The organism is Streptomyces sp. NPDC041122 (assembly GCF_055592445.1).
In genome coordinates this window covers 160,579-185,691 of sequence record NZ_JBVIYQ010000003.1, presented here as the reverse complement: position 1 = coordinate 185,691, position 25,113 = coordinate 160,579, and the positions used below count along the sequence as shown (strand labels likewise).

The following is a 25,113-nucleotide window of genomic DNA, read 5'->3' as shown; positions in this document are numbered from 1 at the left end:
CAGCCTGTGCGAAAGATCTGTGGATGCCGGAAGGCGACGTTCCGAAAGCCTCGTGCCGGGCCAATGATTCCCTTCCCAAACCACCCGCACACCCACTTTCGAGTGGAAATCACTCGCTCCAAAGAGTTGATCAATAGAAAAGAGTGGACGAGGGGTGACGTGCGGGACTGTGGACGGACTTGGGGGCTGTGGGCCGATTTGTCGACCATGTCGCGCTTCGTTGTCGACTTGTCCCCAGGTCGAGACGCAGCCCTGTGGATAACTTCTGTGGACAACGTAAATCTGCAGGTAGGACCGGAGAGAAGAGCCGCGGGCAGCCGTCGGACCGGCTAGAAACGGCCGTCCTGGCAGCGCGCCAGCCAGTCCGACGCCGCCATGAACTCGGTGTCGGTGGTGCCGGGACGCGGCGGCTTGACGTCCTCCGTCGCCACCCCGGCGCGCGGATACGAGCCGAGGAAGCGCACCTGCGGGCAGACCCGCTTGAGCCCCATCAGGGCCTCGCTGACGCGGCGGTCGGTGATGTGCCCCTCGGCGTCCACCGAGAAGCAGTAGTTGCCGATGCCCTGGCCCGTCGGGCGCGATTCGATCCGCATCAGGTTGACGCCGCGCACGGCGAACTCCTGCAGCAGTTCGAGCAGGGCGCCGGGGTGGTCGTCGCCCAGCCAGATGACGACGGAGGTCTTGTCGGCGCCCGTCGGTGCGGCCGGGCGCGCCGGGCGGCCGACCAGGACGAACCGCGTCTCGGCGTTGGCCGCGTCGTGGATCTCGCTGACCAGCGGCTCCAGGCCGTACGTCGCCGCCGCGAACTCGCCCGCGAAGGCGGCGTCGAAGCGGCCCTCCTGGACGAGCCGGGCGCCGTCCGCGTTCGAGGCAGCCGACTCCCACAGGGCGTCGGGCAGGTGGGTGGCCAGCCAGTTGCGGACCTGGGGCTGCGCCACGGGGTGGCCGGTGACGGTCTTGACGTCCTTGAGCTCCGTGCCGGGGCGCACGAGCAGCGCGAAGGCGATCGGCAGGACGACCTCGCGGTAGATCATCAGCGGCTCGCCCTTGGCGAGCTCGTCGACCGTGGTGGTGACGCCGCCCTCGACGGAGTTCTCGATCGGCACCAGCGCCGCCGCCGCCTCGCCCCTGCGGACGGCGTCCAGCGCGGCGGGCACGGAGACCATGGGGACGAGCTCCCGGGTGGCCGCCTCGGGCAGCGTGCGGAGAGCCGCCTCGGTGAAGGTGCCTTCAGGACCCAGGTACGTATAGCGCGTCGCCGACATACCGTCACCCTAATGGGCCGGACGTGGCACGGCTCACGCGTCTCACGGAGCGGCACCCGCCTCGCGTACGCGCGTACGAAGGCGCCGCGCGTGCCCGCCCGCGCTGTAGGGAGGGCCTGGGCCTCACCCCTCCGGGCTCACCCCTCCAGCAGCCGCTGCCCCACGTACTCGCCCTTCGCTGCCCCGCCCGGCACCGCGAAGAGCCCGCTCGCCTCGTGCCGGATGAAGTCCGACAGGGCGTCGCCCCGGTCGAGCTTGCGCTGCACCGGGATGAAGCCCTGCATCGGGTCCGCCTGCCAGCAGACGAAGAGCAGGCCCGCGTCCGGCTCGCCCTTGGCGTCGAAGCCGTCGTGGTACGAGAAGGGCCGGCGCAGCATCGCGGCGCCGCCGTTCTGGTCGGGCCGGGTGATGCGCGCGTGCGCGTTGAGCGGGATGACGACCTTGCCGTCCGGGCCGGTCTTCTCCAGCTTCGGCTCGGTCGTCTCGGTGCCGCCGGTCAGCGGGGAGCCGTCCGACTTGTGCCGGCCGATCACCGCCTCCTGCTCCGACAGGCCGAGCTTCTCCCAGTCGTCGAGGAGCATGCGGATGCGGCGCACCACGACATAGGAGCCGCCCGCCATCCAGGCCGGATCCACGCCGTCGGGCACGAAGATGCGCCGGTCGAAGGTCTTCTCCGACGGCTTGGGGTTGTTCGTGCCGTCGATCTGGCCCATCAGGTTGCGGGTGGTCAGCGGGCGCGCGGTGGCGCCCGGCGAGCGGTTGAACCCGTTCATCTGCCAGCGGACCTTCGCCGTGCCCGCCGCCCGCTGCTGGAGCGCGCGCAGCGCGTGGAAGGCGACGAGCGGGTCGTTCGCGCCGATCTGCACCCACAGGTCGCCGTTGCTGCGCGCCTTGTCGAGGTGGTCCGAGGAGAAGTCGGGCAGCGGGTCGAGGGCGGACGGGCGCTGCTTCTGCAGCCCCGTACGGGAGAAGAAGGAGGCGCCGAAGCCGAAGGTGACCGAGAGCGAGGACGGACCGGCGTCCCGGGCGACCGCGGTGTCCTCGCCGTCGGCGGGCCGGCCCGCCATCAGCCGCTCCGCCGTGGCCGACCAGCGGCGCAGCAGCGCCGCCGCCTCCTTGCGCCCCGCGCCCGCGGCCAGGTCGAAGGCGACCAGATGGCCGCGGGACTGCATGGGCGTGGTGATGCCGGGCTGATGTTTCCCGTGAAACATCACCTCGTCCGCGCCGAGGGACGCCAGCGCCGACGAGGAGCCGCCCGGACCCGCCGCGTCGGACGGGTCCGAGGGGGCCGCGGCGTATCCGACGGCGCCGCCCGCGGCGCCGAGCGCGAGACCGGTCGCACCGGCGGTGCCGAGCAGCCGCCGCCTGGAAATGCCGTTGTCCGCCATGGTGGTTCCACTCAGCCGATCTGCGCGTTCTTCTGCACGGTGATCTGGTCGATGTCGGAGGTCCGCACCGTCACCGCGATCTTCCAGTTGCCTGCCATCGGGATCTGCACGCCGTTCGCGCTCCAGTGTCCGGTGGCGATGTGGTCCGGCGCGACGGGCAGCGGGCCGAGGTCCTTCGACTTGAGCGTGAAGGACACCTTCACCTCGGGCACGTCGAAGGCGCTGCCGTTGGGCCGCTTCACGTACAGGTGCAGGGTGTTGCTGCCGCTGCGCCCGGGGTCGAGGTCCAGCTGCACGGTGCCCTTGCCGTCGGTGCCGCCCGTGTCGAAGGGCACCTTGACGGCGAGCGGGCCGGAGCGCTGGGCGGCCGCCGCGGCGGTGGCGCTCGCGGCCTCCTCCTCGGTGCGGCCGGGCTCGGTGGTGGTGAGGATCGTCGTCACGGCCAGCAGGACGACGGCGATGCCGGTCTCGGTGAGCACCGAGCGGCGCAGGCCCGAGCGGCGCGGATCGGCGTCGCGGATGCGCTTGTCGCGTGCGCTGTCCATGGCGGCCTGCTGGCGCGCCAGCTGCGCGGACCGCTCGGTGTCCTGGCCGGCCCGCTTGCCGCCGCCGGTGCCGTCCGCCGTGCCGCTCGCCTTGCCGTTCTCCACTCCAGCAGCCGCTCCGCCGTCCTCGCCGCCGGACGACGGCACCGTGACCGCCTTCTTCTGCGGCTTCTTCGACGACGACTGCTTCCCGCGCTGCTCGACCACCACGGCGGCCGCGGCCTCGGGAGCCAGGCCGTCCGCCTCGGCGGCGATCCGTCCGGTCCACCGCCGGGAGATCGAGGCGACGCCCACCAGGACGACGACCAGACCGATCTTGACCAGGAGCAATTGCCCGTACGAGGTGCCGGTCAGCGCCGACCACGAGCCGACCTGACGCCACGACTGATAGGTGCCGGTCGCGGCCAGGACGACGACGCTGGTGAACGCCACGGTCGAGAACCGCCGCACCGCCGACGCCTCCAGCGAGGGCGTGCGGAAGAGCGCGAGGCCCAGCGAGGCGAGACCGCCGAGCCAGGTGGCGACGGCCAGCAGGTGCAGCACGTCGACGGGCATCGCGAGGCCCGCCTGGATGCCGGTCGACGCGTGCTCGGCCATCGCCCAGGTCGCCGCGATGCCGATGGCCACGACGGTGCCGCCGATGGCGAGGCCGAAGGTGAGGTCCTTCTTCTCGGCGGCGTTCTCGGGCCCCTCGCGCTTCCCGTACGCCCCGAACAGCACCGCGATGAACAGCGCGGCGGCGGCGAGCAGCAGCAGCCGGGAGACCAGCGCCGCGCCCGTCTTGGTGTTGAGGACGTCGCCGAGCTTGCCCAGGTCGAAGATGTCGGCGAGCTTTCCGGAGCCGGTGTAGGGGGCGCGCAGGAGCAGCAGCAGGAGCGTCGCGGCGGTGAGCGTGACCCAGCCGGACGTCACGAGCCGCTGCACCGGCCGCACCCCGGCGCCGCGCGGCCAGCAGCCGAGCACGAAGGCGCCGCCGCCGACGAGCAGGATGAACCCGGCGTAGGAGAAGTAACGGGTGATGTCGTAGAGCACGCCGACGAGACCGCCGCCGGCCTCCTGGTCGGGGAGCGCCACCTTGGTGTCGGAGGGCGCGCCGATGGAGAAGGTGAAGGCGCCGGAGACCGGGTGGCTGTCCGCGGAGACGACTTGGTAGGCGACGGTGAAGGTGCCGTCGGGCAGGCCAGGACGCAGCTTCACGCCGTACGTGTTGGAGCCCAGGTCGGCCGTCCTGCCGGCGTCGGCGCGCTTGCCGGACGGGTCGAGGACCCGCACGGAGCCGTCCGACATGGCGACCTTCTCGGAGAAGGTGAGCTTCACCTCGGCGGGGGCCGAGGTGACCACCGCTCCCTGCTTGGGGTCGCTGCCGGTCAGCGCGGCGTGCGCGGAGGCCGGGGCGGCTCCGGCGAGGAAGGCGCCGGCCGCGGCGAGCAGGACGAGCAGGAGCCGCCAGACGCGGGGGATGCCCGGGGAGACGCGGGAGGCGCCCGCGGTCCGCGGAGTGGCCCTGGAGCGGGGAGCGATGGTCTGCATCAACGGTCCGTCCCTCAGTGCGAGTCGTGTGACGTGTCGTGCTGCGGGGGCTGGTACGTGGCTTCCTTGACCGGAACCTCGACCTTGATCGGGTCCGACTTCTCGAAGTGCAGCGTCAGGGTGACCTTCTCGCCCTGCTTCGGCTTGTGCCGGAGCTTCTCCAGCATCAGGTGGTTGCCGCCGCTGGCGAAGTCGAGGTGGCCGTTCGCGGGCACGGCGAAGGACTTCTGCTCCTTCATCTCGCCGCCCTTGGTGCTGTGCAGGGTGACCGAGCCCGCCAGGTCGCTGGTGGCGGAGGTGAGCTTGTCGGCGCCGCCCTTGTTGGTGAGCGTGAAGAAGCCGGCCGCCATGTCGGCCATGGTGGGCGCGGGGATGTAGGCGCCGCTGACCTTGAGCTCGGGCGCCTTCGCGGAGTCCGACGCGTCGGAGTCCGAGCAACCCGTCAGGACAAGGGCGGCGGCGGACATCAGGACGCCGCCGGCGAGCGTGCGGCGCCGGGTGGTGCGGTGGCGCCGGGTGGTGCGGTGGTTCACGGATTCTGTCCCTTGAGGAGCTTGGGGAGGTCCTTGGTGTAGTCGACGGCGGTCGCCTTGTCGCTGTACATGACGTAACCGGCGTCGTTCTTCGGCGAGAAGGCGAAGACCTGCGTGCCGTGCATCGAGACGATCTTGCCCTTCTCCTTCTTGGACGGCTCGATGCTGATGGCGAGCTGGCGGGCGCCGGCCTGGATGGTGGCGAAGTCACCCGTCAGACCGATGAAGTCGGCGTCCACGCCCTTGAGCCACTTGCCCAGCTCGGCCGGGGTGTCCCGGTCGGGGTCGGTGGTCACGAAGACGACCTTCAGCTTGTCCTGGTCGGCCTTGGGCAGCTTCTTCTTGGCGACCGCGATGTTGTTCATCGTCAGCGGGCAGACGTCCGGGCAGTGCGTGTAGCCGAAGTAGATCAGCGTCGGCTTGCCCTTGGTCTCTTCGCGCAGGTCGTACTTCTTGCCGTGCGTGTCGGTGAGGACGAGGTTCGGCTTCTCGTACGGCTTGTCCAGGACCGTGGCGGCCTTGCCGGAGTCGGTCTCCACGGAGACGTCGGCGACCGGCTTCTTGCCGTCGTCGGCGCCGCACGCGGTCAGCGTGAGGGTGGCCGCGGCCAGCAGGGCGGCGGCGGCGAGCTTGGTGCGGCTGCTCTTCGAGGGGTGCGGGGAGTGGCTCTTCGAGCTGTTCGTGCGCATATGGAAATGTCCCAGATGTGAGGGGGCCGGGGTGCACCGGGGCGGCTGTCCGCCGCGCCGGTACACCCCGAAGGTGGCTCGGCGCGGGTCAGCCCGTGACGCGGCGGCGGCCGGCGAGCACGCCGAACGCGACGCCCGCCGCACCGACGACGATGCCGACGATGCCGAGGACCCGCGCGGTGGTGTCGCTGCTGTCCGACGAGTCGGAGGACGCGCTCTCGGTCTTGGCGCCCTTGTCGTCCGACGCGGGGTCGGCGGCGGCGCCGTGGCCCTCGGTCGCGGCGGTCAGCGGGAGCGCGGGCGCGGGGTGCTCCGGCTCCTCCTGACCCTTCTTCTGCGGCTCGATCCAGCGGACGACTTCCTTGTTGTCGTACGTCTGGACGGCCTTGAAGACGAGCTCGTCGGTGTCCTCGGGCAGCTGGCCGAGGGAGAGCGGGAACTTCTCGAAGGAACCGGGCCGGATGCCCTTGCCGTCGGCGGTCCAGGTGACCTTGGAGACGGCCTCGTCGATCTTCTCGCCGTGCATCTCCAGCGGCTTGGCGAGCTTGGTCTTGGTGACCTCGACCTTCCAGCCGGGCACGGCCTGGGTCATCACGGAGGCCAGCGGGTGGTCGGCGGGGAAGGAGACCTCGAGCTTGTTCGTCGAGGCGTCGTCCATCTCGTTCGGCACCTTGAAGTTGACCGTCGCGTACCCGCCCTTGGCGGCCTGGCCCTCCGGCGCGACGCTGACGTGCGCGAACGCGGGCGCCGAGAGGACGAGGACGGCGGAGGCGGCAACGGCGCCGGCGGCGGCGACACGGGACATCTTCATGACAGGAACACTCCACTTTCGTCAGTGGTCATCGGTACGCGACATGCGGCGTCGTACCGAGTGCTGGATACGAGGGGTGAGCGCGGCCGTGCGGCACGCGCGCGTGCGCGCCGAGCGACCCCTCCGTACAGCGGTGTTCCGTACAGCGGTGTACGTACGGCCGGCAGGGAGTGCGTCGCGTCAGGCGGCGAGTTCTACGTCGAGGGCGCGGGCCGGGGGACCGCGCCGGATCACCGCGTCCTCCAGGGCGACGGTGCGCGGTGTGGCGGGCGCGAGCAGCGCGGTGCGCGGTGCGCGCGGGCCGGTGGTCTCGGGCGCGCCGGGCAGGCCCGCCCGCAGGGCGCGGACGAGGGTGAGCGCCGAGCGCAGGGAACGCACGAGCGCTCCCTCGGCGACTCCGTGCGCCCCGCCGGCGAGCCGCACGAGGCGGAGCAGCGCGACGTCGCCGCGGCGCAGCAGCCAGCCGGCGGCCACGGCGGCGAGCAGGTGGGCGAGGAGCATCGGCAGGGACGGCAGCAGCGCCATGGCGCCCATCGAGCCCATGGAGTCCATCGACCCCGGCGCGCCCGCGGCGCCCGGGGCGACGGCCGTGCCCGCCATGGAGTCCATCGCGGTGCCCGCGGCGGCGGTCCCGCCGTGCGCGTGCGCGGTCGCGTGGCCCGCTCCGGAGGCGCCCGTACCGCCGGGGCCGAGCCCCGCGGTGGTCAGGATCCGGTGGGCCTGCGCGGGCGTGATCGTGGCGGCACCGGCCCCGCAGACCAGGCGCGCGGCCCGCTCCACGAGGGTGCCGTCACCGTTCTGGGTGACGGTGGAGCCGTGCTGGCCGAGGCCGAACAGGGCGTGCAGACCGAGCTGTCCCGCCGCGAGCAGCGCGGCGATGCCGGGCAGCGAACGGGCCCGCCCGGCGAGCGGCAGCGTGACGGCCAGGACGACGAGGAAGGCGGCGCCGAGCGTCCACAGCGGGACGGCGACGCAGGAAGCGAGCACATGGCCCCCGGCGGACAGCACGACGCAGACCGCGGCGAACGTCGCGGCCCTGAGCAGCCGGAGATCGGCTCCGTCGCGCGCCTCGCGCTGATGGGGGGCAGTCATGGCCGAGTCATCATCGCACTGGGCCCACCCGGTCCACACGGCAGGTCCGGAAGGTCCGGTTCCATGGTGTTGGGGGGTGTCCGGGGGGTGTCCGGGGTCTGTCCGGGGCCCGGCGGAGGGCGGATGGAGGGCGGACAGAGAGCGGACGGAGGGCGGACGGAGGGGCTCACGGGCCGCCTCCGCACACCGGTTTCCTACACCGGGTGGCGGCGCCCGCGCGTCCGCCGTATGGGCGGTATCACGTCAACCGGGCGCTTATCCGTGGGCGGGTGTGGCAATACGTATCGGTATGTCGAGCCGCAGCCAGGAGGCTGGAGCATGAGCATCTGGTGGTCTCTCCATTTGCGGCGCGAAGCTGCGAGCGTCCCGCTCGCCCGCCGCCTGTTGATCGGCACGATGGAGACCGCGGGCGTGGACCCGGACGTCTCCTACGACCTGTCGGTCGCCCTCAGCGAGGCGTGCGCCAACGCCGTGGAGCACGGCGGGGCGGGCGCGCCCGGCGGCGGCGCGGCCGGGGCGGGCGGCGCGGGGGGATACCGGGTCACGGCCTACCTGGACGGCGAGAAGTGCCGCATCGAGGTGACCGACTCCGGGCCGGGATTCCCCGGGGCTTCGCGCGGCTGTCCCGCCCCCCGGCCGCCCGCCGCGGAGACCGACGAGCACGGCCGGGGGCTGTGCCTGATCCAGGAACTCGCCGACCACGTCCACCTCGGCAACAAGCCGGGCAGGGGCGGCGGCGCGGTGATCAGCTTCGACAAGATCCTCAAGTGGCGCGAGGACGCGCCGCTGATGACGGCCTGACCGGGAACACGGCCCGCGGACCGGTCGTTGGCAGTGAGCATGACGACGACAACTGCGGTGACTGCGGCGGAAGATGAGCGCGAGCGGTTCCGGCGGCCCGCCCGGATGCACACGGTGCGGCTCGGCCGGACGAAGCTGACGTACATACCCGACGGTGCCGTACAGCTGTCGCCGCGCGGGTGGTTCGCCGCCTCCACGGAGGAGGACTGGGCGGCCCACCCCGAATTCCTGGACGCGACCGGTTACTTGGTGGCGAGCGTCGGCGGACTGCTCGTCGAACACGAACACGAACACGGGGACGGGGACGGGGACGAGGGCAAGGCCGGTGCCGGTGTCGAGGGAGAGGATGCGGGCGGCAGCGCGGGCGCGCTCCTCATCGACGCCGGCTTCGGACCGTTGACGGCATCCGCCCGGGAGGGCGAGCGGATCGGCGCGGCGCACAGCGGGGCGCTGCTCGAAAGCCTCGCGGCGGCGGGCCGTGCCCCGGCGGACATCGGCGCCGTGGCCTTCACGCATCTGCACCCCGACCACGTGGGCTGGGCCTGGCACGCGGCGCCCGGCAGCGAAGGGCCGGCGCTCGCGGGCGCCGCGTACGTGCTGGCGGAGCAGGAGTGGTCCGGTCGGCACAGCGCAGGTCACGAGGGCCTCGACGACGCCATCCTGAAGACGCTCGAACCGCGGGTCCGCACGGCCGCCGACGGCGAGGAGATACGCCCCGGCGTCCGCGTCCGCCTCCTGCCCGGGCACACGTCCGGGCACACGGGTTACGTCATCTCCGCGGGCGGCAAGCGCGTCATCGCGTTCGGCGACACGATGCACTCGCCCGTCCAGATCTCCCACCCCCAGTGGTCGGCCTCGCCCGACCTGGACGGGGAAGCAGCGGCGGAGGCCCGCCGCGCCCTCATCGCCGAACTGGCGGAGCCGGACACCATAGGCTTCGGCATCCACTTCGCGGACGTCCCGTTCGGGACGGTCCAGCGGGACGGCGACGGGCTCCACTGGGTGCCGTATCCGACGGAGGTCGCGACGCCGTAGGAACGCGGCGCCGGGGCAGGCGGCCCTCCCCCGCACGCCTCACCCCACCTAACCCCAAGCATCACCTCGCCCCAAGCCTCACCTCACCCCACGCGCCCCCTCCTCCTCCCCCTCCGCCGGTGGCAGCGCCCGGAGCAAGGTCTCCAGTGCCGCCCCGTACGCGTGTTCCGTAGGGGTCGCGTAGCCGACCACGAGGCCGGCCGGCGGGGGCATCGTGGCCTCGGGGTGGCGGAACTCGGCAAGGCCGTCCAGCGCGATCCCCTGCCAGGCCGCCGCCTTCACGGCGGACGCCTCCGTGCCGGGCGGCAGCCGCAGCACCGCGTGCAGCCCCGCCGCGATGCCGGTGGCCGTGATGTGCGGGGCCCGTTCGGCGAGGGCGTCGACGAGCCGGTCGCGGCGGCGCCGGTAGGCCTGCCGCATCCGGCGGACGTGCCGGTCGTACTGCCCGGACGCGAGGAACTCCGCGAGCGTCAGCTGGTCGAGCACGCTCGCCCACGCCTCCCGCTCCCCCTTCGCCGCGAGCACCCCGTCGACGAGCCGTTCGGGCAGCACCATCCAGCCCAGGCGCACCGCGGGGGACAGGCTCTTGCTCACCGAGCCGAGGTAGACGACGTGTTCGGGGTCGAGGCCCTGCACCGCGCCGACCGGTTCACGGTCGTAGCGGAACTCCCCGTCGTAGTCGTCCTCCAGGACCACCCCGCCGCTGGTGCGGGCCCAGTCGACGACGGCCGCACGGCGCTCCGGGTGCAGCGGGCCGCCGGTGGGGAACTGGTGTGCGGGCGTGAGCAGTACGCCCCTGACCCGCGGCCCCCCGGTCAACTCCGCGATACGGGCACCCTGTTCGTCGAGGCCGAGCGGGACCGTACGTACCCCCGAGCCCTCCAGGATCCCGCGGTGGAAGCCGAGCCCGTACGCCTCCACGGCGAACGGGCCGCGCAGCACCCCGCCGCCCGCGCCCCGCGTCCCCGCGAACAACAGCCGCAGCGCGTGCGCGAACCCGGAGCAGACCACGATCCGTTCGGGATCGGCGCGCACCCCGCGCGCCCGCGCCAGATAGTCGGCGAGCGCCCTCCGCAGCTCGACGCGGCCCCGCGGATCGCCGGGCCCGAACGCGTCGTTGGGCGCGGCCGAGAGCGCCCGCCGCGCCGCCGCGAGCCAGGCCGTACGGGGGAAGGACGCGGTGTCCGGAGTGCCCTGCCGCAGGTTGTACGCGGGGGCGGCGGACCGCGCGGGAGCGGGCTTCGGCTGCCGCGGGCGCTTGAGCGGGGCGGCCCGCTCGGCGACCCGTGTCCCCGACCCCTGCCGGGCCGTCAGCCAGCCCTCGGCGACCAGTTCGGCATAGGCGTCGGCGACCGTGTTGCGGGCGAGACCGAGGTCGGCGGCGAGCGAACGGTACGGCGGCAGCCTGGTGCCCGGAGGGAGCCGCCCCGCCCGGACGGCGTCCCGCAGCGCCCGGATGAGAACGGCGCGGCGACTGCCGGGACCGGACAGGTCCACGTGCAGGTCACTCCCGATGCGCTCCGCCATATTGACCCATGATTCCGGCATGGGAATGCACCCTACGCGAGGTCTTTCCCGCCCCTAGATTCATGGTCATGACGAACAACACGAACGCCTCGCAGCCCACCGCCACCGCCTCGCAGCCCACCACCGCCGTTCACCCCGACCACTCCCAAGTCCACGCTCCCCGCCTCAACTTCGCCAAGGCCGCCCCCAAGGCCTTCAAGGCCCTCATCGGATTCGACGCCGCCGCCCGCGAGGGCATCGACCCCGCCCTGGTCGAGCTGATCCAGATCCGCGCCTCGCTCCTCAACGGCTGCGCGTACTGCCTCCACATGCACACCTCCGACGCCCGCAAGGCCGGCGAGGACGAGGCCAGGCTGCACATGATCGGCGTATGGCGCGAGGCCAGGAACTTCTTCTCGGAGAAGGAGCAGGCGGCCCTCGCCCTGACCGAGTCGGTCACCCTCGTCGCCCGCGGCGGCGTCCCCGACGACGTCTACGCCGAGGCCGCCCGCCACTTCGACGAGCAGGAACTGGCCCGCGTGCTCGCCCTGATCTTCACCATCAACACCTGGAACCGCATCGCCCTGAGCACCGGCAAGGTCGCCGGCGAGGACGAGCGGGTGGCCCACTGATGGCCGTCACCCTGGAGCCGGCGGCCGGCACACACCCGGCCCCCGCCCCCGCCCCCGCCCCCGCCCCCGCTCCCGCCCGCCGCACAGCGAGCGCCGCGACCCTCGCCCTCCTCGCCTTCGCCCAGCTGATCATCTCCGTCGACTACAACATCGTGTACGTGGCGCTCCCCGAGATCGGCGGCGGACTCGGCTTCTCCGCGCAGCACCTCCAGTGGGTGATCAGCGCGTACGCCGTCGCCTTCGGCGGCTTCCTGCTCCTCGGCGGCCGGGCCTGCGACCTCTTCGGCCCGCGCCGGATGTTCGTGCTCGGCCTCGGCCTGTACGGCGTCTCGTCGCTGGCCGGCGGCCTCGCCACCGGCCCCGGCCTGCTGATCGGCGCCCGCGCTGCGCAGGGCGTCGGCGGCGCCTTCCTCTTCCCCGCCACGCTCACCCTCGTCGGCACGCTCTTCGCCGAGGGCCGCGCACGCGACCGTGCCTACTCGGTGTGGGGCGCGGCCGGCGGCAGCGGACTCATCGTCGGCGCGCTGCTCGGCGGCGTCCTCACCGAACTCCTCGGCTGGCGCTCGGTGTTGTACGTCAACGTCCCCCTCGCCCTGATCGCGGCGGTCGCCGCCGTCCGCCTCATCGCCCCGGACACCGTCGACCGCGCGGGCCGCCGGATCGACCTGCCGGGCGCCCTGACCTCGACGCTCGGCGTCACCGGTCTGGTCGTCGCCCTCGTCCAGGGCCCCGAGTCGGGCTGGCTGTCGGCGACCGTCGTGCTCCCCGCGTCGGCGGGGGCGGCGCTGCTGGCCGCCTTCCTCCTGATCGAGTCCCGCACCCGCGACCCCCTGATGCCGCTGCGGCTGCTGCGCGGTCGCGGTCTGCGCACCGGCATGGCCGTGACGTTCCTGTTCATGGCGACGATCGGCAGCCTCGCGTACTTCCTGACGCTCTACTTCCAGAACGTGCTCGGCTACGGCGCCCTGCGCACCGGTCTCGCCTACCTCGTCCCGATGCTGGCGATCACCGCGGGCTCGCTGCTCGCGGCCCGGATCACCACGCGGCTCGGCACCCGCACCGCGATGACCGGCGCCCTCGCCCTCGGCGCGGCGGGCACGGCCCTGGTGGCGTTCGCGATGGGCGCGGACGGCTCGTACGCGGCGCTGGTGCCCGGCTTCCTGATCCTCGGCCTCGGCCAGGGCGCGGGCTACACCCTGATGTTCGGCGCCGCGTCGGCCGGCATCGCGGGCCACGAGCAGGGCATCGCCTCCGGCATGGCGTCCACCGCCCAACAGGTCGGCGGCGCGGTCGGCCTCGCGGTCCTGGTCGGCGTCGCGGGCCTCGGCGGGCACGCCTCGGCCGCGGCCACCGCCGACGGCGCGCGCACCGCCCTCTTCGTCGCCACGGCGGGCATCGCGCTGACCGCGCTGGTGGCGCTCGGATTCCCCCGGCGGGCGACGCGGTGAGGCACCGCCGACGGCAATGCCGAAGGGCCGGCCCCCGGACGGGGACCGGCCCTTCGGCGTCGGTGGGTGCGGCTCAGCCCTTGACCCGTGCCATCCACGCCTCGACCTCGTCCGAGGTGCGGGGCAGCGCGGCCGACAGGTTCCGGTTGCCGTCCTCCGTCACCAGGATGTCGTCCTCGATCCGGACGCCGATGCCGCGGTACTCCTCCGGCACGGTCAGGTCGTCGGCCTGGAAGTACAGGCCCGGCTCGACGGTCAGGCACATGCCCGGCTCCAGCGTGCCGTTCACGTACGTCTCGGTGCGCGCCACGGCGCAGTCGTGGACGTCCATGCCGAGCATGTGGCCGGTGCCGTGCAGGGTCCAGCGGCGCTGCAGGCCGAGCTCCAGGACGCGCTCGACCGGGCCCTCGACGAGACCCCACTCGACCAGCTTCTCGGCGAGCACGCGCTGCGAGGCGTCGTGGAAGTCACGGAACTTGGCGCCCGGCTTCACCGCCGCGATGCCCGCCTCCTGCGCCTCGTACACCGCGTCGTAGATCTTCTTCTGCAGCGCGTCGAAGCGGCCGTTGATCGGCAGCGTGCGGGTGATGTCCGCGGTGTAGTACGAGTGCGTCTCCACACCGGCGTCGAGCAGCAGCAGCTCGCCGGAGCGGACCGCGCCGTCGTTGCGCACCCAGTGCAGCGTGGTGGCGTGCGGGCCCGCGGCGCAGATCGAGCCGTAGCCGATGTCGTTGCCCTCGACACGGGCGCGCAGGAAGAACGTGCCCTCGATGTAGCGCTCGCTGGTGGCCTCGGCCTTGTCGAGGACCTTCACGACGTCCTCGAAGCCGCGCGCGGTCGAGTCGACGGCCTTCTGCAGCTCGCCGACCTCGAAGGCGTCCTTCACCAGACGGGCCTCGGAGAGGACGACGCGCAGCTCCTCGTCGCGCTCCGCGGCGACCTTGTCGGTCAGCGCGGCCTCGATCCCGGCGTCGTACCCGCGCACGACGCGCACGGGCCCGGTCGCCTCGCGCAGGGCGCCGGCCAGCTCGCGCACGTCGGAGGCGGGCATGCCGTACAGCTTCTCGGCCTCGGTGAGGGAGTGCCGGCGGCCGACCCAGAGCTCGCCCATGCCGTCCAGCCAGAACTCGCCGTTCTCCCGGTTCGAGCGCGGCAGGAGGTAGATCGTCGCGTCGTGGCCCCCGCTCCTCGGCTCCATGACGAGGACGCCGTCCTCGGTCTGGTTGCCGGTGAGGTACGCGTACTCGACGGAGGCCCGGAAGGCGTACTCGGTGTCGTTCGACCGCGTCTTCAGGTTGCCCGCGGGGATCACCAGGCGCTCGCCCGGGAAGCGCGCGGAGAGCGCGGCACGGCGGGCGGCGGTGTTCTCGGCCTGCGCGATCGGCCGCAGGTCGTGCAGCTCGGTGTCGGCCCAGCCGGACTTCATGTTCTCGGCGAGCTCGTCGGACACGCCCGGGTACAGCCCGTTCTTGCGCTGCTTGATCGGCTCTTCTTCGGTCTCTTCCGGGGTCGCCGGGTTGAGCGCCTCCGACACGATCTGCCTCCTCTGTACGACACTGGGCCGTCCTCCATCGTACGGGCGTACGGAAGGGGTCCCAGGGCCGGAAGGCCACTTACACACCGTGCCCGGCACCTCACGCCGGCGGGCCGGGGCGGCTCACTCGAAGCGGGCCGCCAGCAGCACCACGTCCTCGTCGCTGTCCACCGCGTCGAGCCCGTCCGGCAGGACGGTGTGCAGCACGTGGTCGGCGATCGCCCCGGGGTCGTCCCTGATGCCCCTGGGCACGCTCGCCGCCGCCGCGTGCAGCCGCGCGAAGGCCCGGTCCATCGCCTCGCCCGTGCGGTACAGCAGCCCGTCGGTGTAGAGCAGCAGCGTTTCTCCCGGCTCCGGGCTGATCTCCACGCTCGGCGCCTCCCAGCAGGCGAGCATCCCGAGCGGCGCGGACAGGGAGGTCTCCACGAACTCGGTGCGCCGCTCCCCGACGATCAGCGGCGGGCTGTGCCCGGCACCGGCGAGGACGACCTTGCGCAGCGCGGGCTCGCAGTACGCGAAGAGGGCGGTCGCCGACCGCGCGGGCTCGGTCAGCCGCAGCAGCAGCTCCAGGTCGGAGAGGACGGCGACGGGATCCTCGCCCTCCATCACCGCGTACGCCCGCAGTGAGGCGCGCAGCCGGCCCATCGCGGCCACCGCGCTCGGCCCCGACCCGGTCACCGACCCGACCGCGAGCCCGAGCGCCGCGTCCGGCAGCGGCAGCGCGTCGTGCCAGTCGCCGCCGCCGCGCGGTCCGGTGCGGTGCCGGGCGGCGAGCTGCACCCCGGCGACCCGGGGCAGCCGCGAGGGCATGAGCTCCTCGCGCAGGGTGGCGTCGGCCGCGCGGGCGCGGTCCAGTTCGATCAGCCGCGCCACGTGCTCGGAGGCGTGGCGTGCGTAGAGCCCGACCAGGTGGCGGCGGCGCTCGGCCGGTTGGGCGGGCTCGTCGTACAGCCAGACCGCGGCGCCGATCCGCGGGCCCGTCCCGGCGGTCAGCGCCACGGCGTAGCTCGCGGCGCAGCCGAGGCGGACGGCCACCTCGCGCCGGCGCGGGTCGAGGCCGTCCTCGGCGAGCAGATCGGGCTGCACGATCTCGTCCGGCACACCACCCGGCTGGCCCTCGACGGCGTCCAGGATCCGGCCGTACGAGGTGGCGCCGCGCGGCACCGTCTCGATGTGCCCGAGATCCGCGCGGCCGAGGCCGAGGGCGACGGTGGTGTCGGGGCCGAGCCCGTCGGCGGGCTCCACGACGACGAGGCCGCGCCGGGCGCCCACCAGCGCGGCGCCCGCGCGCAGCAGCTCCCGCAGGGCCTCGTCGAGGGTGGCCGTACGGGCCAGCCGCTCGGTCAGTTCGTGCAGCGTGGTGAGGTCCGAGACCCAGCCGGCGAGGCGGTCCTGGAGCACGGCGCCGGGAGCGGTGAGGACGGGGGCGCCTTCGGGGACGGCTGCGGCGGGTGTGGTCTGCGCGGTGGGCGCGACAGTGTGGGCCGGTGGCGGAACTGTGGAATCGATTCCGGCCACTTTCGGAAGGTGAGGGGCGTTCATGGCTGACGGCTTTCCGGCCGGTGCGTAATGCTCGATAGCATCGCAAACCCCCATGTCATTCTGCGCCGCTAGCAATGCCTCCAGATGTACACGCACTGGTGAGGGGATGTCCAGCATTGTCCTGCCGGGATTCCTGGTGTCCGAGGGAATTGCGTGCCGTAGAAAAGATCTTGAAAAGTTGGCTGAAAACAGCGCCGGGTTAGGGCATATTGGGGTCGACTGACGTTGTTCGGTAAAGCGTTGCAGGGGTCGCGCTGGGTACGTACTCAGTGATGACCAGGGGCAGTTGGGGTCCGTCCGGAACCTGACCGAGGACCCGGGCGTCCTAACTCACGACGACCGTGCCCCATCCTCCCGTGGCGGAGGCGGCAAGCAATATCGCGGGACGGCAAACGCCAGGCGCCGCCACCCCACGCCACGTCAACGCTCGGTTCAGAGTGGTTCCCCATGCCGCAGGCTGGGGTCGGATGTGCCAGCTCGTACGTACAGCGAAGAGATCCACACATGGTGTGATGTGGCCCGCAGTCTCCCCGGCTAACGCCGGCGTGCAACGGAAAGGAACGAGCGCTCATGCGCGAGATCCTCGGAAGGCGACGCAGGCTCCTGCCCTGGCGAATCGGAAGAAAGCCCGGCCGGAGCGCCGGACAGCTCGGCGCGGCCCTGACCTTCGCGACCGAATGGCGGTGGCCCGTACTGCCGGGCGTCGCCCTCGACCGGCGGGACGGCAGCCGCTGCGCCTGCCCCGACCCCGACTGCGCGGTACCGGGCGCGCACCCCCTCGACCCCGGCCTCCTCGCCGCCACCACCGACGAGCGGATGGTCCGCTGGTGGTGGACCAACCGGCCCGGCGCGCCCGTCGTGCTCGCCACCGGCGGCCACGCCCCGTGCGCCGTGAGCCTCCCCGCGGACGCGGGCGTGCGCGCCCTCGCCGCGCTCGACGAGGCGGGCATCAGGCTCGGCCCGGTGGTCGCCACCGAGGACCGGATCCACCTGCTCGTCGCGCCGTACTCGCTGGAGCAGTTGGGCGAGCTCCTCTACGCGCGCGACCACGTACCCGGCTCGCTGCGCTTCCACGGCGAGGGCGGCTACCTCGCGCTGCCTCCCTCCGAGACGGGACAGGGCCGGGTCCGCTGGGAGCGCGCCCCGCTGCCCGGCTCCGCCGCCCCCTGGGTGCCGGACGTCGAGGCCGTGGTGGACGCGGTCGTCGACGCCCTCACTCGTACGGGTGTGAGCGCACCCGAGTTGTAGGGGAATCGGGCGCGCGGCGACCGGGCCGCGCGCCCGCGGTCGCTATCTTCGGCTCATGCAACCCCGCCTGATCGCGCTCATGGGCGTCGCGGCCGTCACGGTCCTGCTGCCGCTCGCCGGCGCGGCCGCGGGACCGGTGGGCGACGGTGACGCGAAGTCGCCCCTCCCCGCCCCCTCGAACGCCTCTCCGAAGCCGCACCGGCCCCCCGAGCCCCGGCGGAACCCCTCGCTCCCCGCGGCCCTCGGCGCGACCACCGTCGCCCGCTGCGGACCCGAACTCGCCGCGCCCGACGGCATCGAGGCCCAGACCTGCGTCCTCACCCACGGGCGTGACACCTGGGCGCGCACCTACTACCGCAACGCCACCGGCGAGGAGCTGACCGCCGTCCTCACCCTGATGGGGCCCGGCAGGCGCACCGTGCAGATGCGCTGCGCGGTCGAGGCGGGGGACGAACCGGCGACGTGCGAGACACCGCGCGAGCGGACCGCGGGCGAGGCGGGCGCCTACTCGGCGGTGGCGGAGTACGCGGCGGGAGAGGCCGACGGGCTGCTGCTGCGCTCGGGGAGCAACTCCCCGCATCCGCAGGGCAGTTGAGAGCCGGACCGGGTCTCCGGGCATGAAAAGGCCCGGTTGCTGGCGACGGGGGATGCACCAGCAACCGGGCTACCTGAACGGTAACAAGAGATCGGCTCCTGGCAAATTCGATCTCACGTATCCGGACAGGGATTCGCGTGCGACGACGGGGAGTTGTGAGCGGAGTCACGCATTCCGTACGCGCCCCGCCGACCGGCCCGCCGACCGCCCCGCCGACCGGCCCGCGGGCCGGGGCGACGAGGTCAGCTGAGCGTCACCTGGCGGTTGGTCAGACCGCCGCGCGCCCGGCGCTCGTCCGCGGTCAGCGGGGCGTCCGAGGCGAGCGCCGCGGCGAGCCGCTCGGCGAACTCCGCGGCGGGCTTCTCGACGTCCGCGGCACCGACCCCGGTCGGCAGGTCCCACACCGGCACGGTCAGCCCGTGCGCACGGAAGGAGCCGACCAGGCGGGTGCCCTCGCCGAGGCTCGAGGTGCCGGCCGCGTGCAGCCGGGCCAGCGCGTCGAGCAGCCGCTCCTCCGGGTGCGGCATGACCCAGCGCAGGTGGTTCTTGTCCGGGGTCTCGCACCAGTACGCGGCGTCGACGCCGGTCAGCTTCGCGGTCGGGATGGCGGCGTCGTTCGCCCGCTCCAGGGAGGCGGCGACCTCCGGCGTCGCGTTCTCCGCGTCCGGCACCCAGAACTCGAAACCGGCGTGCACGACCGGCTCGAACGGGCCCTCGGGGTCGAGGAGATCCTGCAGCCGCGGACCGTCGGCCGGGGCGCGGCGGCCCTTCACCGGCGTACCCGGCTCGGCCTCCAGGGCGCGCTGCAGGGTGTCCGCCAGGTCGCGGCTGATGTCACCGGACGCGGTGTCGTTCTGCAGACCGAGCAGGACCGAACCGTCGTCGCGGCGCAGCGCGGGCCACGCCATCGGCAGCACGGTGGCGAGGGAGACCGAGGGGACGCCCTCGGGGAGCCCGCCCTTGAGGGTCAGCTCGACGGTGGCGGCCGGCACCAGCTCGCGCAGCGCGACCCAGTCGCACTCGCCGGGCAGGCCCTCGAAGGGACGCTGCACCAGCTCGGTCACCGCCTGGGCGGCGGCCCGGCCGTGACAGGCCTTGTAGCGGCGGCCGGAACCGCAGGGACAGGGCTCCCGGGCGCCGACGACCGGCAGCTCCCCGTCCCCCCGCTGCGGCTGCTGCGACTTGCCCTTGGTCTGCGGGCGCTTCTTGGCCATCTTGGGTGTCTCCCGGCTACGGCTCTCTTGCGTACGGGCGCGAGCCTAGCCGCTGGCGCGGAGGCCGTCGGGACGCGTGCTCGCGCGGTCGCCGCACCCGGCCCGGGACGCCCCGGGGCACGGGACGGTCAGTCCAGGTCGTCGAAGGGGTCGGCGAAGGCCAGGTCGGAGAGCGCGGCCGCCGACGGCGCGGCGACGCGCGTAGCGAAATCCTCGTGGTGGTGCCCCGCTTCGAGGACGACCCACACGGTGACCTCGCCGTGCGCGTCGTCGCGGACCCCCCAGGTGTCGGAGAGCGCCGTGATGATGTTGAGCCCGCGGCCGCCGTGCGCCGTCACCGACGGGGTCGCCGGAACCGGGCGGGTCGGGCCGCCGCCGTCCGTCACCTCGACCGTCAGCCGGCCCGTCTTGTCGACGTGCCACGCCGCCCGCACGTCACCGTCGCCGACCATCCCGCGGCCCAGCGGCCTGCCGTGCCGGCAGGCGTTGCTGAGCAACTCCGACAGGACCAGTACGGCATCGTCGACGACCGACTCCGGCACCCCGCTCATGCGCAGCTGACCGCGCATCCGCGCTCGCGCCTCCCCCACGCCCGCAGGGCCATGGGGAACGGCCATGCTCGACGACGTGGGCACCTCCCGTGCCACCACCAACGCCACCCCCGAGACCTCCTTCGCCCCACGCCACGGTGTGGATGCCCCAATGGACTGGACCGGAAACCGGCCAATCCCCGCCCGGTGACGCACTCGTAACGATCGAATACGGACCGAACGCGCCGGTGCACACCCTGTAACCGGAGTTAGCGGAGTCCCAGATGGTCCAGTTGGGACAGAACCTGCTTGGGGCGGTTGGTGATGATCGCGTCGACACCCAGTTCGGCGCAGAGTTCGACGTCCTCGGGCTCGTTCACCGTCCACACGTGCACCTGGTGCCCCGCGCGTTTCAGCTTCTCCACGTAGCCGGGGTGATTGCGCAGGATCCGCATGGCCGGGCCTGCGATGCCCACGCCCGCGGGCAGGCGTCCGTCGCGGTGGCGCGGCGAGACGAACTGCATCAGATAGACGGTCGGCAGCGTCGGGGAGGCGGCCCGGACGCGGTGCAGTGAGCGCGCGGAGAAGCTCATGATCCGTACCGGCGACGCGGCATCGGACGAGGGAGCGTCCAGGCCGAAGCGCTTCAGCAGCAGGAGCAGGCGCTCCTCCACCTGGCCCGCCCAGCGGGTGGGGTGTTTGGTCTCGATCGCGAGGCGCACCTGACGCCCCGAAGCATTACTTTCGGCCACCAGCTCAAGGAGCCGCTCCAGCGTCAGGACGGAGGTGTCCTCGCCCGCGGAGCCCTCCCAGTCCGGACCCTCGTCGGCCTCGCCGTGCTGTCTCTTCCAGGAGCCGAAGTCCAGGGCGGCGAGGTCGGCCAGTTCGAGGGCGGAGACGGCGCCGCGGCCGTTCGACGTACGGTTGACGCGCCGGTCGTGGACACACACGAGGTGGCCGTCGGCGGTCAGCCGTACGTCGCATTCGAGGGCGTCGGCACCGTGCTCGACCGCCTTCTTGTAGGCGGCCAGGGTGTGTTCGGGAGCGTCTTCGGAGGCTCCGCGGTGGGCGACGACCTGGATCTGGTGCTGTCGTGCGAGGGTCACCGCGTCATGGTGCCATCACGGGGTACCCGACGGCTCGCCGGACGGTGCCCTCCAGGGGCGCCGGACGCACAGGATCGGCTTATGGTGCCCTGACAGCCCATGGGAAAAGCTGACTGCAGACATCTGTACCGCGGACTCGGCAGCGCGTACCCGCGCAAGCGGCCGCCCCGCGCACGCCGCGTCCACAGGTGGCCGGGCCGCCGCGTACACAGGTAACAGGTGCACAGTAGGCACAGCCAGGCCGTGACCGAGAACGCACGCAACGACAGCATGGACCGAGGAGAAGAGCTGTGAGCACCGAGAACGAGGGCAACGAGGTACCCAAGGCCCCGTCCGCGCCTCCCGCGCCGGTGGACGCTCCCGCTGTTCCCGCCGACTCCGCTGCCGCCGGTCCCGCCGCGGGGTCCGCGCCCGGGACCGGCGCCGGCGCCGCGGCTCCGCCCGCGCCCGCAGGACAGCCGGGGCACGCGGGGGCGGCACACGCGGCTCCCGCGCACTCCCACGCTCCCGCCCACGCCCCCGCTCCGGCCGCCGCGGGCGCTCCGCAGAGCGGTTCCGGCGCCGGGAACTGGCCGCCGCCTGTGCCGCCCGCCGTGCCCTCGTACGCCACGGGCGGCGGTTCCGGATCCGGCTGGGGCGCCTCCTACCACCCGCAGGAGCCGAAGCCCGGCGGCCGGCGCGGCGGTCTGGTCGCGGCGGTGCTCGCGGCGGCGCTGCTCGCGGGCGGCATCGGCGGCGGCGTCGGCTACTGGGCGGCCGAGCGGGGCGACGACGACACGGGCTCCACGACGGTCTCCGCCGCGGACACCCCCGCCGACCTGAAGCGCGAGCCCGGCTCGGTCGCCAAGATCGCGAACGACGCGCTGCCGAGCGTCGTGACCATCGAGGCGCAGAGCGGTGGCGGCGAGGGCGGCACGGGCACCGGCTTCGTCTACGACAAGCAGGGCCACATCCTCACCAACAACCACGTGGTGGCGTCGGCCGCCGAGGGCGGCAAGCTCCAGGTGACGTTCTCGAACGGCAAGAAGTACGGCGCCGAGGTCATCGGCCGCGCCGAGGGCTACGACGTGGCGGTCATCAAGCTCAAGAACGCCCCCGAGGGGCTGCGGCCGCTCGCGCTCGGCAACTCCGACCGGGTGGCCGTCGGCGACTCGACCATCGCGATCGGCGCCCCCTTCGGCCTGTCGAACACGGTGACGACCGGCATCGTCAGCGCCAAGAACCGCCCGGTGACCTCCAGCGACGGCGGCCAGAGCGGCAAGAGCTCGTACATGAGCGCGCTCCAGACCGACGCGTCCATCAACCCCGGGAACTCCGGCGGCCCCCTCCTCGACGCGCGGGGCGCGGTGATCGGCATCAACTCCGCGATCAAGCCCGCGGAGAGCGGCGGCGGCCTCGGCGGGGGCGGCCAGTCCGGCTCCATCGGCCTCGGCTTCGCGATCCCGGTGAACCAGGCGAAGCAGGTCGCCCAGCAGCTGATCAAGACCGGTACGCCGGTCTACCCCGTGATCGGCGCCTCGGTCTCCCTCCAGCAGGAGGGCGACGGCGCGACGATCAGCCGGGGCGGCGCGGACGGCACGTCCAAGCCGGTCACCCCGAACGGCCCGGCGGACAAGGCGGGCCTCAAGCCCGGCGACGTCATCACCAAGCTGGACGACATGGCGGTCGACAGCGGCCCGACCCTGATCGGCCAGATCTGGACCCACAAGCCGGGCGACACCGTCAAGATCACCTACGTGCGCGACGGCAAGGAGCACACGGTCGACGTGACCCTGGGCCAGCGCAAGGGCGACAGCTGACCCGCTAGTCTTGTCCCCGCGCAGTCCTGATCCCACCGCTCCGGCACGGGCGGGACGGCGCGGGGTGGGTTGCCCGAGCGGCCTAAGGGAACGGTCTTGAAAACCGTCGTGGCGCGAGTCACCGTGGGTTCAAATCCCACACCCACCGCTCGCAGGCCAGCGTGTGTGCTGGTCAGAAAGGGTGTCTCTCATTGAGAGGCACCCTTTTTCGTGGGGGGCGTGTCTCACCTTGATCCGCGACTGTCACGCCTTTGACCAGCGTGTGTGGACCAGGCGTGGACCACGGTGGAGCCCGAACGGGGCCTTTAACCAGGGGCTTTGGGCCATCAATGGGCCAGCATCCGAAGTGCTGTGGGAACCGCGGGCTTGTTCACGGACCTCGGCTCCGCGCTAGTACAGCGAGCAGCGCCCCAGGGCAAGACCCTGGGGCGCTGTGTCGCTTGGCTGCTACTGACCCACGGTGAGGGACCAGCGAACTGCGGAGGGGGCAGTCACAGTGACAGTGCCCTCTGGCCTCGCCTTCTTGAGGCCCAGCTCGTTGTATGTGCTGCTGATCTCGCCGTCCACACAGGCGAGCGGGAAGCTCAATCCCATGGGTTGGACCGTGACCTTTAGCGTTCCCTTGCCCTGGCAGTTGACGAGCACGGACAGCGGCCCCGCAGCGACACGGCCGAGCGGGACGTTCTGATTCCCCTTAGCCGCTGCGATTTCGGCCAGCGCCTTGCCCTCCGGAAGCTTTGGCGCCTCGCTGACCGACTCCCCGGGGATGTGCTCCGGCCTGGGTTTGTCCTTGGAGGGAGTCGCGGAGGATGTCGGTTTCGACTGCCTCGACGAGTCATCTGCCCCAGAGCAGCCGCCAAGGACGACGCTTACCAACAGCACGCCAGTGATGCAGCTTGCCGTGCGGAGAGTTGCCCGCTTGGCAGTGTGGGGCATCACGTCTCCCAGATGTACCAGCCCACCCGGTACGGGGAGTAGCTGGTGATCGTCTTCTTCGCGGTTGTCGAGCAATCGCTGTAGTAGGAGTAGCTCTTGCCCTTGTGCTTCAGCCGGTAGACGCCGTACTTGGCATGTGTGGTCCTCTTGGAGGGGGTATCCACGCTGATGACGTTGCCCATCTTCGCGGTCAGTTCGACCGACAGATTGACGTTGAACTCGCCCTCAAGCTCATGCACCAGCGTGCTGACCTTCACCTTGAGCCCGGCAGATACCGATACACCGACCTTGCCGGTGACTTCGGCCTCGAACCGAGACTTGGCAGTACGGCTCGTGCCGTTGTAGTTGGCATTCGTCGGGCCAACCCCCTTGTGGAACTTTCCGCCCTTGCTGGTGGGCCGGTACACACCGCCCGGTGTGCAGTGCTCGGCGCCGGGAGCAGGATCGGCCTTCCCAGGCGGCAACTCTCCGCCTTCTACGGGAGCGTCGGGGTCCTGGACCTCAATGAGGTCCGTCTCCTCCGGCTCGGCGGGCGGGCCGGGCTGGACGGCGGTGTCCTCCGCGTCTGCGGAGCTACCGGCTATGGGTTCTGGGCTGGGTGCGTCTGCCAGTGCTGGAGTGGTCAGCCCCGCACAAAGCAGAAAGGTGGCTGCCGGAATCAGCAGGCCCTTGGTTGCTCTGATGCCCACAAGGCACCTTCCCCGATGAGCCGCCCCTATTGGGCGGCCGGTCACCTGAAAGTACTGGAGCGGATGCTCTGGGTGAAGGTCGTAGGTGATCTTCTGAGCAAGAATTGAGGTCCAAGAACAGCGCGAGCGCCGTCCTGCCTGATGGGGGCGAAGGACGGCGCCTTGAGGAGCGCGTAGAACTAGCGGTCAGTCCTCTTCTTCTGCCGCCTCCAGAGCTCGCTCAATCTGGCGGTTCGACCGATCCTGGCTGCGGTGGATGGCCTTCGCGTAGAAGCGGAAGAGGACCGCGATGCTGTGGCCCGCGCGACGGGCGACCTCTGCCGGGGAGACCCCCGACTCAAGCCAGAGCGACACGCCCGCATGCCGCAGGTCGAGGGAGCGACCCATGAGTAGTGGTGTCCCTTCCGGGTGGGAGCCCGCGGGCGGCACCGGGCAGGTGGGTGCCGCCCGCGGGCAGAACGAGGAGGCCGCGGAGATTCCCGTAGCGGTACCTGTCGACGAGATGATCCATGCGCTCGCCGCTCAGTTCACCGTGGGGTACAACCGTCGGCTTGCGAAGATGGGCCGTCAGCTTCCTTGAGGTGTTGGAAGCCTTCGCCGCCGTGGCTCCGCCGGCTTCTCGCCCAGGGACTTCTTCGAACTGCC

24 protein-coding genes and 1 tRNA gene are annotated in these 25,113 nt (G+C 72.4%); 9 read left to right on the top strand and 16 right to left on the bottom strand.

The window, feature by feature from the left end; translation table 11 throughout:
• Nucleotides 1-329: 329 nt before the first annotated feature.
• The 7 genes from pheA to ACZ6B8_RS13145 all read right to left on the bottom strand — a co-directional run bounded on the left by pheA (nucleotide 330) and on the right by ACZ6B8_RS13145 (nucleotide 7,853).
• Nucleotides 330-1,265, bottom strand: a complete 936-nt coding sequence (pheA, locus tag ACZ6B8_RS13175; RefSeq protein ID WP_471607293.1) for a prephenate dehydratase — start codon at nucleotides 1,263-1,265, stop codon at nucleotides 330-332.
• Nucleotides 1,266-1,402: 137 nt separating this feature from the next.
• Entirely contained in the window at nucleotides 1,403-2,653 is a 1,251-nt protein-coding gene (gene efeB / locus ACZ6B8_RS13170) for an iron uptake transporter deferrochelatase/peroxidase subunit (protein ID WP_471607292.1), read from the bottom strand.
• 11 nt (nucleotides 2,654-2,664) lie between these two features.
• Nucleotides 2,665-4,728: a copper resistance CopC/CopD family protein gene (locus ACZ6B8_RS13165; RefSeq protein ID WP_471607291.1), complete on the bottom strand. Its 2,064-nt coding sequence runs from the start codon at nucleotides 4,726-4,728 to the stop codon at nucleotides 2,665-2,667.
• A gap of 14 nt (nucleotides 4,729-4,742) precedes the next feature.
• Complete coding sequence (locus ACZ6B8_RS13160; protein WP_471088783.1) at nucleotides 4,743-5,195, bottom strand: copper chaperone PCu(A)C; 453 nt, start codon at nucleotides 5,193-5,195, stop codon at nucleotides 4,743-4,745.
• Between the two features lie 62 nt (nucleotides 5,196-5,257).
• Nucleotides 5,258-5,950: an SCO family protein gene (locus tag ACZ6B8_RS13155; RefSeq protein WP_471607290.1), complete on the bottom strand. Its 693-nt coding sequence runs from the start codon at nucleotides 5,948-5,950 to the stop codon at nucleotides 5,258-5,260.
• Between the two features lie 88 nt (nucleotides 5,951-6,038).
• Complete coding sequence (locus tag ACZ6B8_RS13150; RefSeq protein ID WP_471088378.1) at nucleotides 6,039-6,761, bottom strand: YcnI family copper-binding membrane protein; 723 nt, start codon at nucleotides 6,759-6,761, stop codon at nucleotides 6,039-6,041.
• A 180-nt stretch (nucleotides 6,762-6,941) separates the two neighbouring features.
• The gene (locus ACZ6B8_RS13145; RefSeq protein ID WP_471088376.1) at nucleotides 6,942-7,853 is read right to left on the bottom strand and encodes a hypothetical protein; all 912 of its coding nucleotides are present in this window, start codon (nucleotides 7,851-7,853) and stop codon (nucleotides 6,942-6,944) included.
• Between the two features lie 318 nt (nucleotides 7,854-8,171).
• Here ACZ6B8_RS13145 and ACZ6B8_RS13140 point away from each other — a divergent pair, with 318 nt between their 5' ends.
• Both ACZ6B8_RS13140 and ACZ6B8_RS13135 read left to right on the top strand, forming a co-directional pair.
• On the top strand, nucleotides 8,172-8,654 hold the full coding sequence (locus ACZ6B8_RS13140) for an ATP-binding protein (RefSeq protein ID WP_471607289.1): 483 nt from the start codon (nucleotides 8,172-8,174) through the stop codon (nucleotides 8,652-8,654).
• Between the two features lie 39 nt (nucleotides 8,655-8,693).
• A complete protein-coding gene (locus ACZ6B8_RS13135; protein WP_471088372.1) occupies nucleotides 8,694-9,689 on the top strand; it encodes an MBL fold metallo-hydrolase in 996 nt (331 codons plus the stop codon).
• A 78-nt stretch (nucleotides 9,690-9,767) separates the two neighbouring features.
• Here ACZ6B8_RS13135 and pdxR read toward each other — a convergent pair whose 3' ends face one another.
• On the bottom strand, nucleotides 9,768-11,237 hold the full coding sequence (gene pdxR / locus ACZ6B8_RS13130) for a MocR-like pyridoxine biosynthesis transcription factor PdxR (RefSeq protein WP_471607288.1): 1,470 nt from the start codon (nucleotides 11,235-11,237) through the stop codon (nucleotides 9,768-9,770).
• Nucleotides 11,238-11,278: 41 nt separating this feature from the next.
• Between pdxR and ACZ6B8_RS13125 the strand changes: the two genes are divergently transcribed.
• Together ACZ6B8_RS13125 and ACZ6B8_RS13120 are read left to right on the top strand one after the other, a co-directional pair.
• Nucleotides 11,279-11,827, top strand: a complete 549-nt coding sequence (locus tag ACZ6B8_RS13125; RefSeq protein ID WP_471607287.1) for a carboxymuconolactone decarboxylase family protein — start codon at nucleotides 11,279-11,281, stop codon at nucleotides 11,825-11,827.
• Nucleotides 11,827-13,275, top strand: coding sequence for an MFS transporter (locus tag ACZ6B8_RS13120; RefSeq protein ID WP_471607286.1), 1,449 nt, complete (start codon nucleotides 11,827-11,829; stop codon nucleotides 13,273-13,275). The genes ACZ6B8_RS13125 and ACZ6B8_RS13120 overlap by 1 nt, the downstream gene beginning before the upstream one ends.
• 73 nt (nucleotides 13,276-13,348) lie before the next feature.
• Here the strand turns inward: ACZ6B8_RS13120 and ACZ6B8_RS13115 are convergent, their stop codons facing one another.
• Both ACZ6B8_RS13115 and ACZ6B8_RS13110 read right to left on the bottom strand, forming a co-directional pair.
• A complete protein-coding gene (locus ACZ6B8_RS13115; RefSeq protein ID WP_471607285.1) occupies nucleotides 13,349-14,809 on the bottom strand; it encodes an aminopeptidase P family protein in 1,461 nt (486 codons plus the stop codon).
• A gap of 123 nt (nucleotides 14,810-14,932) precedes the next feature.
• Nucleotides 14,933-16,468, bottom strand: a complete 1,536-nt coding sequence (locus ACZ6B8_RS13110; RefSeq protein WP_471088362.1) for a PP2C family protein-serine/threonine phosphatase — start codon at nucleotides 16,466-16,468, stop codon at nucleotides 14,933-14,935.
• A gap of 453 nt (nucleotides 16,469-16,921) precedes the next feature.
• Here ACZ6B8_RS13110 and ACZ6B8_RS13105 point away from each other — a divergent pair, with 453 nt between their 5' ends.
• Together ACZ6B8_RS13105 and ACZ6B8_RS13100 are read left to right on the top strand one after the other, a co-directional pair.
• The gene (locus ACZ6B8_RS13105; protein ID WP_471088360.1) at nucleotides 16,922-17,599 is read left to right on the top strand and encodes a bifunctional DNA primase/polymerase; all 678 of its coding nucleotides are present in this window, start codon (nucleotides 16,922-16,924) and stop codon (nucleotides 17,597-17,599) included.
• 55 nt (nucleotides 17,600-17,654) lie between these two features.
• Nucleotides 17,655-18,194, top strand: coding sequence for a hypothetical protein (locus tag ACZ6B8_RS13100; RefSeq protein WP_471607284.1), 540 nt, complete (start codon nucleotides 17,655-17,657; stop codon nucleotides 18,192-18,194).
• A gap of 242 nt (nucleotides 18,195-18,436) precedes the next feature.
• Here ACZ6B8_RS13100 and ACZ6B8_RS13095 read toward each other — a convergent pair whose 3' ends face one another.
• The 3 genes from ACZ6B8_RS13095 to ACZ6B8_RS13085 form a co-directional block, all read right to left on the bottom strand.
• Entirely contained in the window at nucleotides 18,437-19,408 is a 972-nt protein-coding gene (locus ACZ6B8_RS13095; protein ID WP_471088356.1) for a DUF5926 family protein, read from the bottom strand.
• Between the two features lie 128 nt (nucleotides 19,409-19,536).
• On the bottom strand, nucleotides 19,537-20,154 hold the full coding sequence (locus ACZ6B8_RS13090) for an ATP-binding protein (protein ID WP_471607283.1): 618 nt from the start codon (nucleotides 20,152-20,154) through the stop codon (nucleotides 19,537-19,539).
• A gap of 53 nt (nucleotides 20,155-20,207) precedes the next feature.
• Nucleotides 20,208-21,044, bottom strand: a complete 837-nt coding sequence (locus ACZ6B8_RS13085) for a glycerophosphodiester phosphodiesterase (RefSeq protein ID WP_471088352.1) — start codon at nucleotides 21,042-21,044, stop codon at nucleotides 20,208-20,210.
• 290 nt (nucleotides 21,045-21,334) lie between these two features.
• On the opposite strand from ACZ6B8_RS13085, the gene ACZ6B8_RS13080 reads away from it, so the two are divergent.
• Nucleotides 21,335-22,843, top strand: a complete 1,509-nt coding sequence (locus ACZ6B8_RS13080; RefSeq protein WP_471088350.1) for a S1C family serine protease — start codon at nucleotides 21,335-21,337, stop codon at nucleotides 22,841-22,843.
• A gap of 63 nt (nucleotides 22,844-22,906) precedes the next feature.
• A tRNA-Ser gene (locus tag ACZ6B8_RS13075) sits at nucleotides 22,907-22,991 on the top strand.
• Between the two features lie 299 nt (nucleotides 22,992-23,290).
• On the opposite strand, the gene ACZ6B8_RS13070 is transcribed toward ACZ6B8_RS13075, so the two are convergent.
• The 3 genes from ACZ6B8_RS13070 to ACZ6B8_RS13060 all read right to left on the bottom strand — a co-directional run bounded on the left by ACZ6B8_RS13070 (nucleotide 23,291) and on the right by ACZ6B8_RS13060 (nucleotide 24,855).
• On the bottom strand, nucleotides 23,291-23,779 hold the full coding sequence (locus ACZ6B8_RS13070) for a hypothetical protein (protein ID WP_471607282.1): 489 nt from the start codon (nucleotides 23,777-23,779) through the stop codon (nucleotides 23,291-23,293).
• Nucleotides 23,779-24,468, bottom strand: a complete 690-nt coding sequence (locus tag ACZ6B8_RS13065) for a hypothetical protein (protein WP_471607281.1) — start codon at nucleotides 24,466-24,468, stop codon at nucleotides 23,779-23,781. The genes ACZ6B8_RS13070 and ACZ6B8_RS13065 overlap by 1 nt, the downstream gene beginning before the upstream one ends.
• A gap of 186 nt (nucleotides 24,469-24,654) precedes the next feature.
• The gene (locus tag ACZ6B8_RS13060; RefSeq protein WP_471607280.1) at nucleotides 24,655-24,855 is read right to left on the bottom strand and encodes a hypothetical protein; all 201 of its coding nucleotides are present in this window, start codon (nucleotides 24,853-24,855) and stop codon (nucleotides 24,655-24,657) included.
• Between ACZ6B8_RS13060 and ACZ6B8_RS13055 the strand changes: the two genes are divergently transcribed.
• Nucleotides 24,854-25,048 carry a hypothetical protein gene (locus ACZ6B8_RS13055; RefSeq protein WP_471607279.1) on the top strand — a complete coding sequence of 65 codons (195 nt, stop codon included), beginning with the start codon at nucleotides 24,854-24,856 and terminating at the stop codon, nucleotides 25,046-25,048. The two genes, ACZ6B8_RS13060 and ACZ6B8_RS13055, sit on opposite strands and share 2 nt — an antisense overlap.
• Nucleotides 25,049-25,113: the final 65 nt, after the last annotated feature.